This is a genomic window from Cupriavidus sp. GW823-FHT07B10, assembly GCF_058794355.1.
The window spans coordinates 65,825-80,567 of sequence record NZ_JBXAGS010000004.1; the positions used below are offsets into that span (position 1 = coordinate 65,825).

Annotated in this window: 17 protein-coding genes; 2 read left to right on the forward strand and 15 right to left on the reverse strand. The window is 68.4% G+C overall.

From position 1 onward, the window contains the following. Window positions 1-68 precede the first annotated feature (68 nt). Window positions 69-986: a cysteine synthase A gene (gene cysK / locus AC1Q6V_RS10475; protein WP_454750120.1), complete on the forward strand. Its 918-nt coding sequence runs from the start codon at window positions 69-71 to the stop codon at window positions 984-986. A gap of 49 nt (window positions 987-1,035) precedes the next feature. On the opposite strand, the gene AC1Q6V_RS10480 is transcribed toward cysK, so the two are convergent. The 10 genes from AC1Q6V_RS10480 to fliF form a co-directional block, all read right to left on the reverse strand. Next, entirely contained in the window at window positions 1,036-1,524 is a 489-nt protein-coding gene (locus tag AC1Q6V_RS10480; RefSeq protein WP_041688226.1) for a GFA family protein, read from the reverse strand. Between the two features lie 84 nt (window positions 1,525-1,608). Beyond that, a complete protein-coding gene (alkB, locus tag AC1Q6V_RS10485; RefSeq protein ID WP_454750119.1) occupies window positions 1,609-2,271 on the reverse strand; it encodes a DNA oxidative demethylase AlkB in 663 nt (220 codons plus the stop codon). A gap of 30 nt (window positions 2,272-2,301) precedes the next feature. Continuing rightward, complete coding sequence (locus AC1Q6V_RS10490) at window positions 2,302-2,718, reverse strand: type II toxin-antitoxin system HicB family antitoxin (protein WP_010810694.1); 417 nt, start codon at window positions 2,716-2,718, stop codon at window positions 2,302-2,304. 50 nt (window positions 2,719-2,768) lie between these two features. Then, window positions 2,769-2,945, reverse strand: coding sequence for a type II toxin-antitoxin system HicA family toxin (locus AC1Q6V_RS10495; RefSeq protein WP_439672183.1), 177 nt, complete (start codon window positions 2,943-2,945; stop codon window positions 2,769-2,771). A 196-nt stretch (window positions 2,946-3,141) separates the two neighbouring features. Beyond that, window positions 3,142-4,560, reverse strand: a complete 1,419-nt coding sequence (locus AC1Q6V_RS10500; RefSeq protein WP_454750118.1) for a flagellar hook-length control protein FliK — start codon at window positions 4,558-4,560, stop codon at window positions 3,142-3,144. Window positions 4,561-4,586: 26 nt separating this feature from the next. Further along, a complete protein-coding gene (gene fliJ, locus AC1Q6V_RS10505) occupies window positions 4,587-5,045 on the reverse strand; it encodes a flagellar export protein FliJ (protein ID WP_035823346.1) in 459 nt (152 codons plus the stop codon). After that, a complete protein-coding gene (gene fliI / locus AC1Q6V_RS10510; RefSeq protein ID WP_058697368.1) occupies window positions 5,023-6,498 on the reverse strand; it encodes a flagellar protein export ATPase FliI in 1,476 nt (491 codons plus the stop codon). Before fliI ends, fliJ begins: the two co-directional genes overlap by 23 nt. Further along, complete coding sequence (gene fliH / locus AC1Q6V_RS10515) at window positions 6,491-7,309, reverse strand: flagellar assembly protein FliH (RefSeq protein WP_011617819.1); 819 nt, start codon at window positions 7,307-7,309, stop codon at window positions 6,491-6,493. Before fliH ends, fliI begins: the two co-directional genes overlap by 8 nt. Beyond that, window positions 7,296-8,306: a flagellar motor switch protein FliG gene (gene fliG / locus AC1Q6V_RS10520; RefSeq protein WP_010810688.1), complete on the reverse strand. Its 1,011-nt coding sequence runs from the start codon at window positions 8,304-8,306 to the stop codon at window positions 7,296-7,298. The genes fliH and fliG overlap by 14 nt, the downstream gene beginning before the upstream one ends. Further along, complete coding sequence (gene fliF / locus AC1Q6V_RS10525) at window positions 8,293-10,023, reverse strand: flagellar basal-body MS-ring/collar protein FliF (protein WP_010810687.1); 1,731 nt, start codon at window positions 10,021-10,023, stop codon at window positions 8,293-8,295. Before fliF ends, fliG begins: the two co-directional genes overlap by 14 nt. 406 nt (window positions 10,024-10,429) lie before the next feature. Between fliF and fliE the strand changes: the two genes are divergently transcribed. Continuing rightward, window positions 10,430-10,753 carry a flagellar hook-basal body complex protein FliE gene (gene fliE, locus AC1Q6V_RS10530; protein ID WP_058697366.1) on the forward strand — a complete coding sequence of 108 codons (324 nt, stop codon included), beginning with the start codon at window positions 10,430-10,432 and terminating at the stop codon, window positions 10,751-10,753. Window positions 10,754-10,837: 84 nt separating this feature from the next. On the opposite strand, the gene AC1Q6V_RS10535 is transcribed toward fliE, so the two are convergent. The 5 genes from AC1Q6V_RS10535 to fliD form a co-directional block, all read right to left on the reverse strand. Beyond that, window positions 10,838-11,131 carry an EscU/YscU/HrcU family type III secretion system export apparatus switch protein gene (locus AC1Q6V_RS10535; protein ID WP_058697365.1) on the reverse strand — a complete coding sequence of 98 codons (294 nt, stop codon included), beginning with the start codon at window positions 11,129-11,131 and terminating at the stop codon, window positions 10,838-10,840. Continuing rightward, the gene (gene fliK / locus AC1Q6V_RS10540) at window positions 11,128-12,453 is read right to left on the reverse strand and encodes a flagellar hook-length control protein FliK (RefSeq protein ID WP_454750117.1); all 1,326 of its coding nucleotides are present in this window, start codon (window positions 12,451-12,453) and stop codon (window positions 11,128-11,130) included. The genes AC1Q6V_RS10535 and fliK overlap by 4 nt, the downstream gene beginning before the upstream one ends. 70 nt (window positions 12,454-12,523) lie before the next feature. Continuing rightward, window positions 12,524-12,865, reverse strand: coding sequence for a flagellar protein FliT (locus AC1Q6V_RS10545; protein ID WP_454750116.1), 342 nt, complete (start codon window positions 12,863-12,865; stop codon window positions 12,524-12,526). 1 nt (window position 12,866) lies between these two features. Further along, window positions 12,867-13,286: a flagellar export chaperone FliS gene (gene fliS / locus AC1Q6V_RS10550; protein WP_454750115.1), complete on the reverse strand. Its 420-nt coding sequence runs from the start codon at window positions 13,284-13,286 to the stop codon at window positions 12,867-12,869. Window positions 13,287-13,308: 22 nt separating this feature from the next. Continuing rightward, window positions 13,309-14,715: a flagellar filament capping protein FliD gene (gene fliD / locus AC1Q6V_RS10555; RefSeq protein WP_454750114.1), complete on the reverse strand. Its 1,407-nt coding sequence runs from the start codon at window positions 14,713-14,715 to the stop codon at window positions 13,309-13,311. Between the last annotated feature and the right edge of the window lie 28 nt (window positions 14,716-14,743).

Below are 14,743 nucleotides of genomic sequence, written 5' to 3' on the forward strand. Positions count from 1 at the left end.
CCGTCATTCGATCCTGCGGTGCCAGCGGCTTCCAAGCCTGCGACACCGCGCCCGCCACGGAGAACACGATGAAGGTCCAGAACATCCTGCAGACGATCGGCAATACCCCGCATATCCGCATCAACCGGCTGTTCGGCAACGGCCACGAGGTCTGGATCAAGTCAGAGCGCAGCAACCCCGGCGCCTCGATCAAGGACCGCATCGCGCTGTCGATGGTGGAAGACGCCGAACGCCGTGGCGTGCTCAAGCCGGGCGGCACCATCATCGAGCCGACCTCGGGCAATACCGGCATCGGCCTGGCCATGGTCGCCGCGGTCAAGGGCTACAAGCTGGTGCTGGTGATGCCGGACAGCATGTCGGTGGAGCGCCGCCGCCTGATGCTGGCTTATGGCGCCACCTTTGACCTGACCCCGCGCGAGAAGGGCATGAAGGGCTCGATCGCTCGCGCCGAGGAACTGGTTGCGGCCACGCCGGGCGCATGGATGCTGCAGCAGTTCGAGAATCCCGCCAATGTCGACGTGCACGCGCGCACCACCGCGCAGGAAATCCTGAATGACTTCCCCGAGGGGCTGGATGTGCTGATCACCGGCGTCGGCACCGGCGGCCACCTGACGGGCTGCGCCCGCGTGCTCAAGGACAAGTGGCCGCAGCTCAAGGTTTTTGGCGTGGAGCCGGTGGCCTCGCCGGTGATCTCCGGCGGCGCGCCGGCGCCGCACCCGATCCAGGGCATCGGCGCGGGCTTTATCCCGAAGAACCTCGATACCTCGTTGCTCGACGGCGTGATCCAGGTCGATGCCGAGCCCGCGCGCGAGATGGCACGCCGCTGCGCGCGCGAGGAAGGCATCCTGGTCGGCATCTCGTCCGGCGCCACGCTGGCCGCGATCGCGCAGAAGCTGCCCGGGCTGCCGGCCAACGCGCGCGTGCTGGGCTTCAACTACGACACCGGCGAGCGCTACCTGACCGTCGAAGGGTTCCTGCCCGCCTGAGCTGCCAAGGCCGGCCGATGAAAACGTTCATATCGCGAACGGGAGTCTTTCAGCGCGACGACAGGCCGTGCCGCTTGTGCCAGTCCGCCAGCGATTCCTCCGGCCAGGTGTCGCAGTGCACATGGCCTTTGCCCTTGGGCACGTCGACCCAGGGCGCGACCGATTCCAGCGAGGCCTCCACCACCTCCGGCGGGCGCGGCAGCGGCGTGTCGATAGCCGATGCATGCGGATACACCAGCTCCGGCCAGCGCGGGTCCCAAAGCCACAGCGCGCTGCCGCATTTCACGCAGAAATGGCGCTGCGCCGGCGAGCGCCGCGCGCGCTTGCCGGGTTCGCGCAGCACGGCGTGGTAAATGCCCAGGTGCTTGCGCCCGCGCACGCGCAGCGTGGCCGCGTCGCCGCCGATGTTGATCGCGTAGCCCCCACCGCCGGCCGTCTTGCGGCAGATCGAGCAATGGCAATGCATATACGGACTGGGTGAGTCGGATTCAAGCGAGAAGTGGATCGCGCCGCAATGGCAGGAGCCGTCGAGATGCATGGTGTGGGCCTTTGCACGGTGGCGTTCAGGACAGTCCATTGACTGTAGAAAACCCCCGGCAAAGTGCCAAGGCGGCGGTGATGGCTAAAGCGCCTTGCGGAATGTCAGGTTGATGCGCAGCCGCCCCAGCAGCGGATGGTCGCCGTCGGCCAGCGGCGCCACGCCGTGGAAGGCCAGCCGCGACGGCCCGCCCCACACCACCACGTCGCCATGCGCCAGCCGCACCCGCTGCGGGCGGTCGGCGCGGCGCATGCCGCCGAACAGGAACACCGCGGGCAGTCCCAGCGAGACCGAAACGATGGGCGCGCTGAAATCGCGCTCGTCGCGGTCCTGGTGCAGCGAGAGCCGGGTGCCCGGCTCGTAGCGATTGATGAGGCAGGCATCCGGTTCGAAACCGGCAAAACCCGCTTGCGCCGCGGCAGTGGTGGCCAGCTTCCGGAAGCTCGCCGGCATCTCCGGCCACGGCTTTCCGTTCAGCGGATCGACGGGGTCATAGCGATAGCCACGCGCATCGGAGACCCAGCCGACCGTGCCGCAGTTGACCATCGCCACTGACATTCTTAGCCCGCCGGGGGTGATCATGTGCCGCCAGGGCGCAAGCGCGATGATGGCCTGGACGTCGGCCAGCAGCACTTCGGCATCCGCACGGGCCACGCCGCGCAGGACTACGGCGCCGTCGGCGAGGGGTTCGATGGCGGGGCTGGCGGGGCCGCTCGGTGGCAGGTCGTCGAACAGGTCGAAAGTCATGGGTGGAGGTTTGCGGACGCCTTGGCGCGGTCAGGCAACCGTCAGTTCCAGCCGCTTCCCCAGCGCCCGGAATGCAGCCTCGATCGTATCGATCTTGGTCGCATGGTCCAGGTTGACGATACGCTGCACCTCTTGCTTGCGCGTATTCAGCCGGCGCGCCAGTTCCGCCTGCGTCACGCCCTGCGCGATCATCTCGTTAAGCAGGAGCACCTTCGCCGACACGCTGGCCGGCAGTTCAACCAGATGCTGGCCGCGTTTTGCCTTCGACGGCAGTGGCACCGGGCGGCCATCTTCGAAATAGAACTCCATGGCCGTGGCGAGCGCATCGGCGGCCATCTCGCGGGCCTGCTCGATGGTGTCGCCGCTGGTCAGGGCTTCGGGGATATCGGGAAACGACACAGCAAAGCCACCGTCGTCCGGGACGATGTTGGCAGGGAAACGCAGCATATTGGGACTCCTTTGACGACAAGGGCAAGTTGGGGCGTGAGATGGAAGACTCATGACAGGCCGAGTTGCTTGAGAATCGACTTGCGCAACCCCTCCCGGATCTCGTGGCTGGGATGCCGTGGCAGCGTGGTCTTCCTGCCATTGAGATACACCCTCACATGCTTCGCGCCTTCACTGAAGGTGGCGCCCTGTCCGGCGAGCCATCGCCGGAATTCACTCTGCTTCACCCGAATTCTTCTGCACCTCAGGGAAAGTCAAGGGTAAGCAAAAATGTTTACTGATTCTAGCAGCAATCCGTTAAATCTGGTTGCAGGATTGTGAGCGAAATACATGAATCGCCCTGCCGCTGACATAACAAAGGCCGCCCGTCGGGCGGCCTTGCATTCTCCGTGGCGCAATCAACACTCGCTATGCAGCGCGAACTCAGGCAAACGTATCGATCTCGCCACGCCCAAGCACACGCGCGGGACGCACCGTCGTACTGGCCCCTGCCGCCGGCTCAACAGCCGCCAGCGTGCCGCTACCAAAGCCGGTTTGCCCGCGCCCATTCCCCGGTGCCTGCTGTTGCTGCCCGTTCCCATTGCCCGCCTGGCTGGCAAAGCCGTCTGCGCCCACCGAGGTCTGGCCAAGCTGGATGCCGTTTTCCGACAGCGCGGTGCGCAGGTGCGGCAGCGCCGCTTCCACCGCGGCGCGCACGGCCTGGTGGGGTGAGACGAACTGGGCCTGGGCCTGGTCGTTGACCACGTTGAGCACGACCTTGAGCGGCCCGAGGTCGGGCGGGTTCAGCTGCAGTTCGGCGCTTTGCTGGCCTTGCGTGCTCATGCGGATCATCTGCTGGCCGAGGGCCTGCGGCCACTGGCTGTCGTACAGCGGCGGGGTGACCACGGGACGGGCGGCCGCAGCGGCTGCAGTAGCCGACGGGGTAGCCTGGCCGGCCAGCGCGGCGGCCACGGCTGGTGTGTTGTCGGGGCTGGCCGCGGTAGCCTCGCCGGTGCGGGCGGCAGCCTGTGCGGCGGCGAACGGCGTTGCCACGGGCCTGGCATCCGCCGTGCCGGGGTTGGCGGCGAGCGGATCGGCGCGGTGCCGGGCGATGCCGCTTTCCGGGCGATTGCCCGATCCGCCGGCAGACTGGCCGCTGGCGTCCTGCTGCTGGACGGCCAGCACGTCGCCCGGGATGGCCTGCGCCGTGCCGGCCTTGCCGTCGGTACCTGCGCTGGCGCTGGCCTGCATCGCGGCGCGCTGGGATGCGATGGTGGCCAGCGTGTCGGCAACCGAAGGCTGTGCGGGCCGGGCTTCGGTGGTGACGACCTGCAGCGTGTCCGGCAGCGGCGTGGCGGCCGCCGGCATGGCCTCGGCCTGGGCATCTGCCGTGGCCGGCTGCGCGGCATTTGCCAGTGCCGCCTGCAGTGCGGCGGCGCCGGTGTCGGCAACGCCGGCGAGGGCGGAACCCGCCGCGCCGGCCGGCGCGGCAGCGGGGCTGGCCGGGGCTGCGGCGGGAAGCATCAGTGCCAGGGCCGCTGCGGCAGCGGCTGCGGCATCCGTCGGCGTGGCCGCCGCGGTGTCATCCTGGTCCTGGTTTTCATCCTTGTGGCCGGCCGCGGGCTTCTTGCCGGCCGCGGCGGCTGGCTGCGGCTTGCCGGCGTCGGCCTGCGCCGCGGGCTGGCGCGATGCGGGCTGGTCGCGCGCGGCGGTTTCCCCGGCCGGCGGCGCGGGCGCCTTGCTGCTTTCGCGGGCGCGCGACAGCGCGTCGCCGAATCCGCTCGCGGTTGCGTCGGCGCTGGCGCGCCTGGCGCCTTCGACCGCACTGGCGGCGCTGCTGACAATCTGGCTGATATCGATCATGGAGTTGGCTACGGGGGTGGCCTGGGTCAGGCTTCGCTGAGACGGCTGGCCGTGGTGCGGACCAGGCGGGCTGCGTATTCGTCGTTGGCGCGCTGCTCGCGGCGCGCGGCAACCTGTTCTTCCTTCGCTTCGGCGCGGGCGATCAGCGTGTCGAACGAGTTCAGGCGGCGCTTCTGGTGCTGCCAGTGGTTGCGCCCTGCCAGCAGGTCGGCTTCGGCCTTGGCCAGCGCCGCGCCCTGCTGGCGGATGGCATGGTCGAGCGAATCGAGAAAGCGCGAGAAGTCCTGCCAGCGGCTGGAGGTCATGCCTTCGGCGGCCACCACCTGCATGCGCGCGCGGTACTCATGGCGGTACTCGGTGAGCTGGTTGAGCTGCTGCTCAGCCTGCGTGCGCAGTCCCTGCAGCCTGCCCAGCTCGCGCGCGGCGGCATCGGTATCGTTCTGGGCGAGGTCAGCCAGCGTATTAAGCGGTGAATGCTTGAGCATGTTCACTCCTGTCGAAGAGGCTGTGAAGCTGGGCGATGGCGTCGTCGTAGCCGGCGCGCTCGTGGATGTCTTGCTGCAGGAAGGCTTCCATGCGCGGGTGCAGGCGCATCGCCAGGTCCAGCTCCGGGTCGTTGCCCGGCACATAGGCGCCTACGCTGATCAGGTCGCGGTTGCGCTGGTAGCGCGACATCAGCTGCTTGAAGCGACGCACCGAGCCGAACTGCTCATTCGGGATCAGCGCGGTCATGGCGCGGCTGATTGATGCTTCCACGTCGATGGCCGGGTAGTGGCCGGATTCGGCCAGGCTGCGCGACAGTACGATATGGCCGTCCAGGATGGCGCGCGCGGAATCGGCGATCGGGTCCTGCTGGTCGTCGCCTTCGGTCAGCACCGTGTAGAACGCCGTGATCGAGCCGCCGCCTTCGGGGCCGTTGCCGGTGCGCTCGACCAGCGTCGGCAGCTTGGCAAAGACCGAGGGCGGATAGCCCTTGGTGGCCGGCGGCTCGCCGATGGCCAGCGCGATCTCGCGCTGCGCCATGGCGTAGCGCGTCAGCGAGTCCATGATCAGCAGCACATGCTGGCCCTGGTCGCGGAAATACTCGGCCAGCCGCGTCGCATAGGCGGCGCCCTGCATGCGCAGCAGCGGCGAGGTATCGGCCGGCGCGGCCACCACGACTGATCGTGCGCGGCCTTCGGGGCCAAGGATGTTCTCGATGAACTCCTTCACTTCGCGGCCGCGTTCGCCGATCAGGCCGACCACGATCACGTCGGCGCTGGTATAGCGCGCCATCATGCCGAGCAGCACGCTCTTGCCCACGCCCGAGCCCGCGAACAGTCCCATGCGCTGGCCGCGTCCTACCGTCAGCATGCCGTTGATGGCGCGCACGCCGGTATCGAGCACAGTCTCGATCGGCGCGCGCATCAGCGGGTTGATCTGCTCGCCGGCCAGCGGCACCTCCATGGCGGCGGTGATCGGGCCCAGCCCGTCGAGCGGGCGGCCCGCGGCATCCAGCACGCGGCCCAGCAGGCCGGCGCCAACCGGCAGGCGCTTGGAGCCCGGCTCGCGCGGCGTGGTGATGCCGGCCGGCTGCGGCGATGGTTCCAGCGGGTAGACGCGCGCGCCCGGCAGCAAGCCCACCACATCGGATTGCGGCATCAGGTAGAGCCGGTCGGCGCCAAAGCCCACCACTTCCGCTTCCGCGGTGCGCGGGGCATTGCTGTCGGTGGTGAACTGCCCGGCGGGCAGCTCGATCAGGCAGTCGCTGCCCACCGGCAGGCGCAGGCCCACGGCTTCGAGCACCAGGCCCGCGGCGCGCGTCAGGCGGCCGCAGCTGCGTTTGCTGTCGAGCCCGGCGATGCCGGCCGCGGCGCTGTCCAGCGCGCCGATCCAGCGTTGCGCGTGGGCCAGCGCGGAATCCGGCGCGGGCGTGGCTTGCTCGGCGGCATCAGGCATGTGGCGGCTCCCATGGATCGTCGCGGCCCAGCGCCTTGACCACGCGGGTCCAGCGCGTAGGCAGCGTGGCATCGCGCTCGCCGCTGGCGGCGCTGGCGATGCAGCCGCCGCGCGCCACCGACGGGTCGGCGCGCACGGTCCAGCCGGCGGCCGCCAGTTCGCCATGCAGGTGGGTTTCCACCAGCGCCACGTCGTCGGGATGCAGCAGCAGGCTGGGCGATCCGCACAGCGCGGGTTCGCTGGTCAGCAGCTCGCGCACGGCCGGCAGCAGCACCGCGGGGTCGTTTGCCAGGGCGGTGCGCACCAGCTGGCGCGCCACGTCGAGCGCCAGCGACACCAGCGCGCGCGCGACCTGGTCGTCTACGCCGCCGAGCGCGCTGCGGAAGTTGGTGGCCAGCGCCTGCAGCTGCGTGGCCTCGTTGCGTGCGGCTTCCAGGCCGCGGGCGTAGCCTTCGCGGTGGCCGTCGCCGTAGCCCTGGGTTTGCCCCTGGGTGTAGCCCTGGGCATAGCCTTCCTTGCGCGCGCCTTCGCGCATCGCGTCGAGCGCCTCGAAATCGATCGGCGGCGGTGCGGGCTCGGATGGCATGGCGGCCAGGGCTTCGGGCGGCTCGCTTTCGCGGGGATCGAGCGAGCCCATCTGCCAGCGCTGCCAGCCGGCCGCGCCGCCACGCGCGCGGCGCGGGGGCTCGAACGGCGCAAAGCCGCCAGGATCGGCGGCCGCGCCGTTGCCGGCAAGGGAAGAGAGCGGGTCGCCGCGCGGCGCGCGGCGTGCGGCCTGGCCGCGCTCAGGGTTTGCCTCAGACATAGGCATCGTCGCCTCCGCCGATCTGCACTTCGCCCGCATCCGCCAGGCGCCTTACCACCTGCAGGATGGCCTTCTGCTCGGCCTCGACCTGCGACACGCGCACCGGGCCCAGCGCGTCCAGGTCCTCGCGCAGCATCTCGCCGGCGCGGGTGGACATATTGCGAATGAACTTGTCGCGCAGTTCCTGCGGCGCGCCCTTGAGCGCGACGATGAGCGACTCGGTGGCGATTTCCTTGAGCACGCGCTGGATGCCGCGGTCGTCGACCTCGAGCAGGTTCTCGAACAGGAACATCTCGTCGATGATCTTCTGCGCCAGGTCGCCGTCGTGCAGGCGCACGCCGTCGATCACAGCCTCTTCGTGCGCGGTGCTCATCAGGTTGATGATCTCGGCCGCGGTGCGCACGCCGCCCATGCGGCTGCGCTTCAGGCTCTGGCCCGCCAGCAGCTTGGTCAGCACGTCGGTCAGTTCCTGCAGCGCGCCCGGCTGCACGCCGCCGAAGGTGGCGATACGCAGGATCACGTCGTTGCGCAGGCGGTCGGTGAACAGCGCCAGCACCTCGGACGACTTCTGGCGGTCCAGGTGGATCAGGATGGTGGCGATGATCTGCGGATGCTCGTCGCGGATCAGCTCGGCAATGGCCGTGGCGTCCATCCAGTTCAGCGAATCGATGCCGCCGCCCGGATCGCGCGACTCCAGGATGTCTTCGATCACCGACTGGGCGCGTTCCTCGCCCAGCGCCTTGTTCAGCACGCTGCGGATAAAGGCGTTGGAATCGACGTTCAGGGCCAGGTACTGCTCGGTCTCGGTGCGGAACTCGCCCAGCACCTCGGCCATTTCCTCGCGGGTGACCGAGCTGAGCGTGGCCATGGCCGAGCCCAGCTCCTGCACTTCGCGCTGCGACAGGTGCCTGAACACCTCGGCCGCGGCATCCTCGCCGATCGCCATCATCAGGACGGCGCTCTTTTGCAGGCCGGATTCGGAGATGCCCTTAGCGGTTGTCATTGGCAATCCAGTTCTTGATCACGCTGGCGACCAGGCGCGGGTCGCGCTGTGCGGCGTCGCGCACCAGCGCGAGGTCGCTTTCATACTTGGCGGCAAGCCGCAGGATTTCCGGGTTGGCGGGCTCGTCCGGCGGCAGCAGCACTGCCTCGGTCTCGTCCCTGGGTTCCGGCGCCGGCAGCGGCGGCGAGGTGTAGCGGCGCAGGACCGGCCGCGCCACCTTGAACCACACGAACAGCGCCAGCAGTGCCAGCAGCAGGTAGCCCGCAAGGGTCTTGCCGAGCTCGATCATGTCGGGCTGCTTCCACAGCGGCACCTCGGGCGCGGCCTTCTCGCGCTCGGCGGTGAATGGGCTGTTGACCACGTTGATGGAGTCGCCGCGGTCGGCCGAGAACCCCATCGCCTCCTTGGTCAGGTTCTGGATCTGCGCCAGCAGTGCCGGCGGCAGCGGTTCGGCCACGAGCTTGCCCTTGGCATCGGCCTGCTGACGGTAGTTGACCACCACCGCCACCGACAGGCGGCGCACGCCGCCCGGTGCCTGCTGCACGTGGCGCACGGAGCGGTCCAGTTCGTAGTTGACGGTGGAGTCACGGCGATTGCTGCTGGGGCCGCTGGAAGCGGTGGCATTGGCGACCTGGGCGCCCTGACCTGGCTGGGCAGCTTGCCCCGGCTGTCCCGGTTGCCCGGCAGCCGGAGCACCGGCCTGTCCCGGCGCCTGGCCCGCACGCGGCGTCTGCGGCGTGGTCACGGGCGCGGCGGCGGCAGCCGGCGGCTGGTTCGACAGCGCCCCGGGCACGCCGCCCGGCGGCGTGACACCCTGCTGGGTCGACTCGCTGGTCTGCTGGCTGCGGATCGCCGAGCGGGTCGGGTCCTGGTTGGGCTTGTAGCTCTCGTCGGTGTGCTCGACGATGGAGAAGTCGACGTCGGCGGTCACCTGTGCGCGCACGTTGTCCTTGCCGACGATCGGCGTCAGGATCGCTTCGATGCGCTTCAGGTAGTTCTGCTCCAGCGCCTGGACGTACTTGAGCTGGGTCGCGTCGAGCATGCGCTCGTTGCCGGTGTTCGACAGCAGGTTGCCGTGCTGGTCGACGATCGAGATCGACTTGGGCGTCAGCTCCGGCACGCTCGACGACACCAGGTGGCTGATCGCAGCGACCTGGCCTTCATCGATGGCGCGGCCCGGGTAAAGCTGCAGCACGATCGACGCGGTCGGCTTCTGGCGTTCGCGCACGAACAGCGTCGGCTTGGGGATGGCCAGGTGCACGCGGGCGGACTGCACCGCGGCGATGGACTCGATCGAGCGCGCCAGCTCGCCTTCCAGCCCGCGCTGGTAGTTGACCTGCTCGGCAAACTGGCTGATGCCGAATTTCTGGTTGTCCATCAGCTCCATGCCGGCCGTGCCGCTCTTGGGCAGGCCCTGCGATGCCAGGCGCAGGCGCGTCTCATGCACCTTCTCGGCCGGCACCATGACCGCGCCGCCGCCTTCGGCGAACTTGTACGGCACGTTCATCTGCTGCAGCGATTGCAGCACCGCGCCGCCATCGCGCTCGGACAGGTTGCTGTACAGCACCTTGTAGTCCGGGCTGCGCGACCACAGCACGCCCACCGCGATGGCCGCGGCCAGGGCGGCGCCGGCCAGCATCAGCGGCAGCTTCGGGTTGGCCTTCAGGCGCTCGATCACTTCTGCCGGGCGCCCGGGCAGTGCCACGGTCGCGGTCATGCGCGTGCTCCGGATCCGGCGCCGCGATGCTGGCGACGGCACGGGCGATGCTGACCGCCTTGGTCGTCGGCGCGGCTCACGGCACGGCTCACATTACGCTGCAGAGAAAACACGCGTACTCCCGAATCGATGATTGTCTGGTGATTTCCGGAGCCAGCACGGGACGACAGCCCGCGCTCTTCCGGCACGGTGGCAATGATCGGCCAGACTTGAGCGCGACAATCCGGCGAATAGACGCGGTTTTTTGTCCGATTTCGGCCCATGGTGGGGCGGCACCGGCGGGTACTCTGCGGGGGCTGAAACTGGGTGCGAACCGCCTGAGGCCCGCCTGCCGGCAGGCTACTCTGTGATGCAAGGGCGCACCACAAGACGAACTCTGCCGGTGGACCGGCATACAACGACCCAAATGACCACTATCTCTTCCATCGAGAGCATGCTGCAGCAACTGCGCGGGATGTCCCAGGTTGCCTCGGGCAACAGTGCCAGCCAGTCCGCCGCGCCGGTCGGCGGCGGCTTTGCCGGCGAGCTGCAGCGCTCGCTGGGCCGCATAAACGCCGCGCAGGAACGCGCCTACGGCCAGGCCGAGGCGTTCGAGCTGGGCAAGCCCGGCGTGGCGCTCAATGATGTGATGGTCGACCTGCAGAAGGCCAATGTGTCGTTCCAGACCGGGGTGCAGGTGCGGAACCGGCTGGTGGCGGCTTACCAGGAAATGATGAATATGGCGGTGTAAAGCCCACCGGCCTGCCCTGAACGCAAAGAGCCCCTGGCGCGCGCAAGCGGCCAGGGGCTCTTGTCGTCAGGAAGGCCTGCCGGTTCAGGCCTGCGCTTCAGCGCCTGCGGCCCTGCCCGCTTCAAGGTGGTAGATCCACGCCAGCAGTTCCGCCACGGCCACATAGAGCTGCGGCGGCACGTGGCTGTCCAGGTCGACCTGCATCAGCAGATTCACCAGGGTGGGCGAATCGTGGATATAGACGCCCGCTTCGCGCGCGCGGGCGATGATGGCTTCGGCCACCACGCCATAGCCCTTGGCGACCACGCGCGGGGCCCTGTCGCTGTGCTGGTAGGACAGCGCGATCGCCGCGCCGCGGTCTTGCGCCGCTTCGCTCATCGCGCCGCTCCTACCGTCATGTTGTCCTGGGTCTGCACGCTCAGGCGCTGCAGCACGATGCCCTGCGCCTCGAGCTGGTTGCGCAGCAGCGGCCGTGCCGCGATGAAACGCGCCGCGACATCGGTCTCAAGCGTTGCCACGCGGGCGTCGAGCCCCGCCGGTCCCAGTGTCAGCACCGCTTCGACGATGCCGAGGCTCGGCAATTGCAGCCGCAGGCGGCTGGACCATGGCCGGGCGCTGTCGTCATGGGCCTGCGCTGCGCCATCCGCGTCGGGGCGTAGCAACTCCCACTCCATCGGCACGCCGGGCCAGGCTTCGCCGGCAAAGCGGAACTGCTGCGTGGCGAGCAATTCCAGCTGCTGGCGGACCACGCCTTCGGTTGCCGGATGGATGGCCGGGCCGGCTGCCGCGGCCTGCCTGCCGGCGTCTGCCGAGGCGGTGTCCGGCAGGCCAGCGGCGGCGCGCGCCGCGTGGGGGATGAGGCTGTCCGGCGCTGCAGCGCGCGCGCCAGCCTCCGCGGTGCTCTGGTAGGCCTGCGTGGCCAGCGCCGCGGCGGACTGGCGTTGGGCCCCCGGTTCGGCAGCGGCTTCGCGGCTGTAGGCCGCCGTGGTGGCGGCGCCTTGCCGCAGCGCCTGTTCCGCCGCCGCATGGCTGTGGGCCACGCGCGGATTGCCGGCCGAGGCCAGCGCTTCAGCCAGCACCTGCGAGGCCGGAATCAGCGGCGGCGCTGAGGGCCGCCCCGGCTCTGCCGCTGCGGCACCGCCGGTATAGGTCAGCAGCGCAGACGGCAGCGTGGTTGCGGCGGCCTGCGCAGTGCCGCCTGGGGCAGCCGCCCGGGCCGGCACCGGTACTTGCGCCTGCGGCTCCTGGCGGATGCCGGGCAACGCGCGTGCGCCGGCAACCCACTGTGCAAGGTGCGATTCGTAGAACAGGCCGCTCTGCCCGACCGTGTTGGCAAGCGCCGACGCCGCAGCCTGCGCCGACGCTGGCGTGGGCGCGGCGGCCAGCAGCGGGCCGGCGCTGCGCACCGGCTGGGCCTCGGTACCGTCCATCACCGCCAGGATGGCCCGCGCCGCCGCGCTCAGCGATTCCTGCGTCGAAGTGCCCGGCAGCAAGGTAGCCTGGCCTGCCAAGGCGTTGGGGCCGGTGGCGTGCTGGCTGTGGCGGATCGCCTGGCCGGTGGAGTTCTGGACATTCGACTCGGTGGCCTCGGGCACGGGCTGCAGCGCCGCCAGCTTGTCGATGGCAAGCGCCGTGCGCAGCGGTTGTGGGTCCGGGGCCTGACCGGGTGCCAGGCCTGGAGGCAGATGGATGCCGGTCATACGGGTCGCGTGAATGCAGACGGCGGGCTTTCCGGCCCGCCGCGGGGAGTAGCGCAGCGGTCAGGCTGCGTCAGGCGGTGGCGCCGTAGGCGGCGGACAGTTCGATCTGGCGGCGCGAGCTGGTCAGCATGTCGCCGAGCTTCTTCAGCTGCGGCATGGCCAGGTCGCGGATGCGGGCATCGTAAGTGAGGATGCGGTCCAGCAACTGGTAGCGGCGCATGCGTTCCGCATCGGAGAACGGTGCGTCGTGGTCCATCTGGCGCAGGCGGTCCACCTGGGCCAGGTAGCCCTGCTGCAGCTCGGTGACGGTGTCCCAGTCAGCCGCCTGGGCGGCCTCGTGCATCCGTGCGGACAGCGCGAGGATTTCCTCGTAGCAGTCCACGATCGGGAAAAACTCGGGAAGGGAAGCCATGTCAGTTGTCCTGTAAGGCGGGTTGCCGATCCGCGGCCGTGTCGTCGATCTGCGCCCAGGCCGAAGCCAGGCTTTCGAGCAGCGTGTCGACTTCGGCCAGCAGGGCCGCGTCGCTGCGCAGGTTGGCCAGCATCAGCCGGCGCACCATATATTCGTACAGGGATTCCAGGTTGGCGGAGATCTCGCCGCCAGCCTCATGGTCGAGCACGGCGCGCAGGCCGTTGTCGATGATGTCGATGGCTTTGGAGATAGCGTTGCCGCGTTCGATGACGTTGCCGCCCTCCAGGTGGAACTTCGCCCGCGCGATCGCTGCGCGCGCGCCGTCGTAAAGCATGGTGATCAGCTTGTGCGGGCTGGCGCTCATGGCGCCGGTCTGGACGCCCACCTGGGCGTAGGCGTTGATGGCTTGGCGGGCGAACATGGTTGGCTTCTCTCCGGTACGGTTACTTGGAGTTGCTGTTGCTTAGGGCACTGAACTGCTGCGTCAGGTAGCTGCTGGTGCGGTTCATTTGCGACACTAGCAGGTCCAACTTCGTGAACTGCGTCTTGTAGCGTTCGACCGTGCTATTGACTCGTTCCTCCACTCGGTCGTAGTCGTCTTCAAGGTCTTTCAGCGTCTTGGTGATGCCGTCTTGGGCCACTTTCAGCGCGCCATCGGCCTTGCTCAAGCCATCGATATAGTCGTTCGCCTGCTTGCCGATGCCTCCGCTGCCCTCGGTGCCGGAGAACAAGGCGGTGACACCACCGAGGTTGGTATTCAGAGCCTTGGTCAACTTTGCGTCGTCGAGCTTCATCGTGCCGTCTTTCTCGAACGCGATGCCGACGTCGATTAGCGTGATCTTGCCGCCATTGCCGCTATCCATGGCGCCGCCGACCATTGAACGCAATCGGGACTGGATTGAGCGAAGTGTGTTGTCGCCGGTCAATGCAGAGGATTTACCAGTGTCGATATCGAATGCTGTCAATGTCTTTGCTGTGCTCTGGACATTGTTGTACGCAGTGACGAAAGCTTGGACCGCGGACTTGATTGCATCGTTGTCACGCGTAACCACCACTGACGTGGTGCCAGTTTTGGTCAGGTTCAGGGTAACGCCTTGGGCAGCATCCACCACCGAATTACTCTGGCTGACCACGTCGATGCCGTTGATTTTCAGCGTCGCGTTGACCGGCGGGACCTTCTGTTCCATCTTGTTGACGCCGGGCGCCGCGGCCGGATCGAAGGCAACGACGCTGTTCAGCGCAGCGTCTGTCGACGATACGCGCATGGTGGCTTGCGTGCCGGTCTTATCCGAGGTCAGCACCAGGCGGTAAGGGCTGGCACTGCCGTCATTGACGATGCTCGCGGTCACGCCGATGTCCGCCTTGTTGATGGCGTCGCGCATGCCTTCGAGCGACGAGTCCGCCGGGATGGTGACCTTCTTGGTGTTGGTGGCGGCGCCGCCGGTAGCCAGCGCCTCGCCGAAGTCGAATACCAGTTCGCCGCCGCCGATGGCTGCCTTCTGGTCGGCTACATTGCCGCTGACCAGCGACTGCGCGGTAGCCAGGGTGCTGACGGTGATGCTGTAGTTGCCGGGCACCGCATTGGCTGCGGTGGTGACTGACATCACGTCCGGCGTGCCGACGTTCGCTTTCACGACGCCGAAGGTAGCGGCTTCAGACAGCTTCTTCGCGGCGGCTTTGTAGGCGTCCAGAACGCTCTGCATCTGGCTGTAGGCCGACAGCTTGGTCTGGTAGCTCTTGGCCTGCGTGTTGATGGCGTCAAGCGGCGCCTGCTCGGCCTTCTGCAGCTGGTCAAGCAGGTCGCTTAGTTGCAGGTTGGAGCCGATGCCGATGGAGGAGATCGTTGCCATATTATTGTCTCGTCTTCAACTGATATTC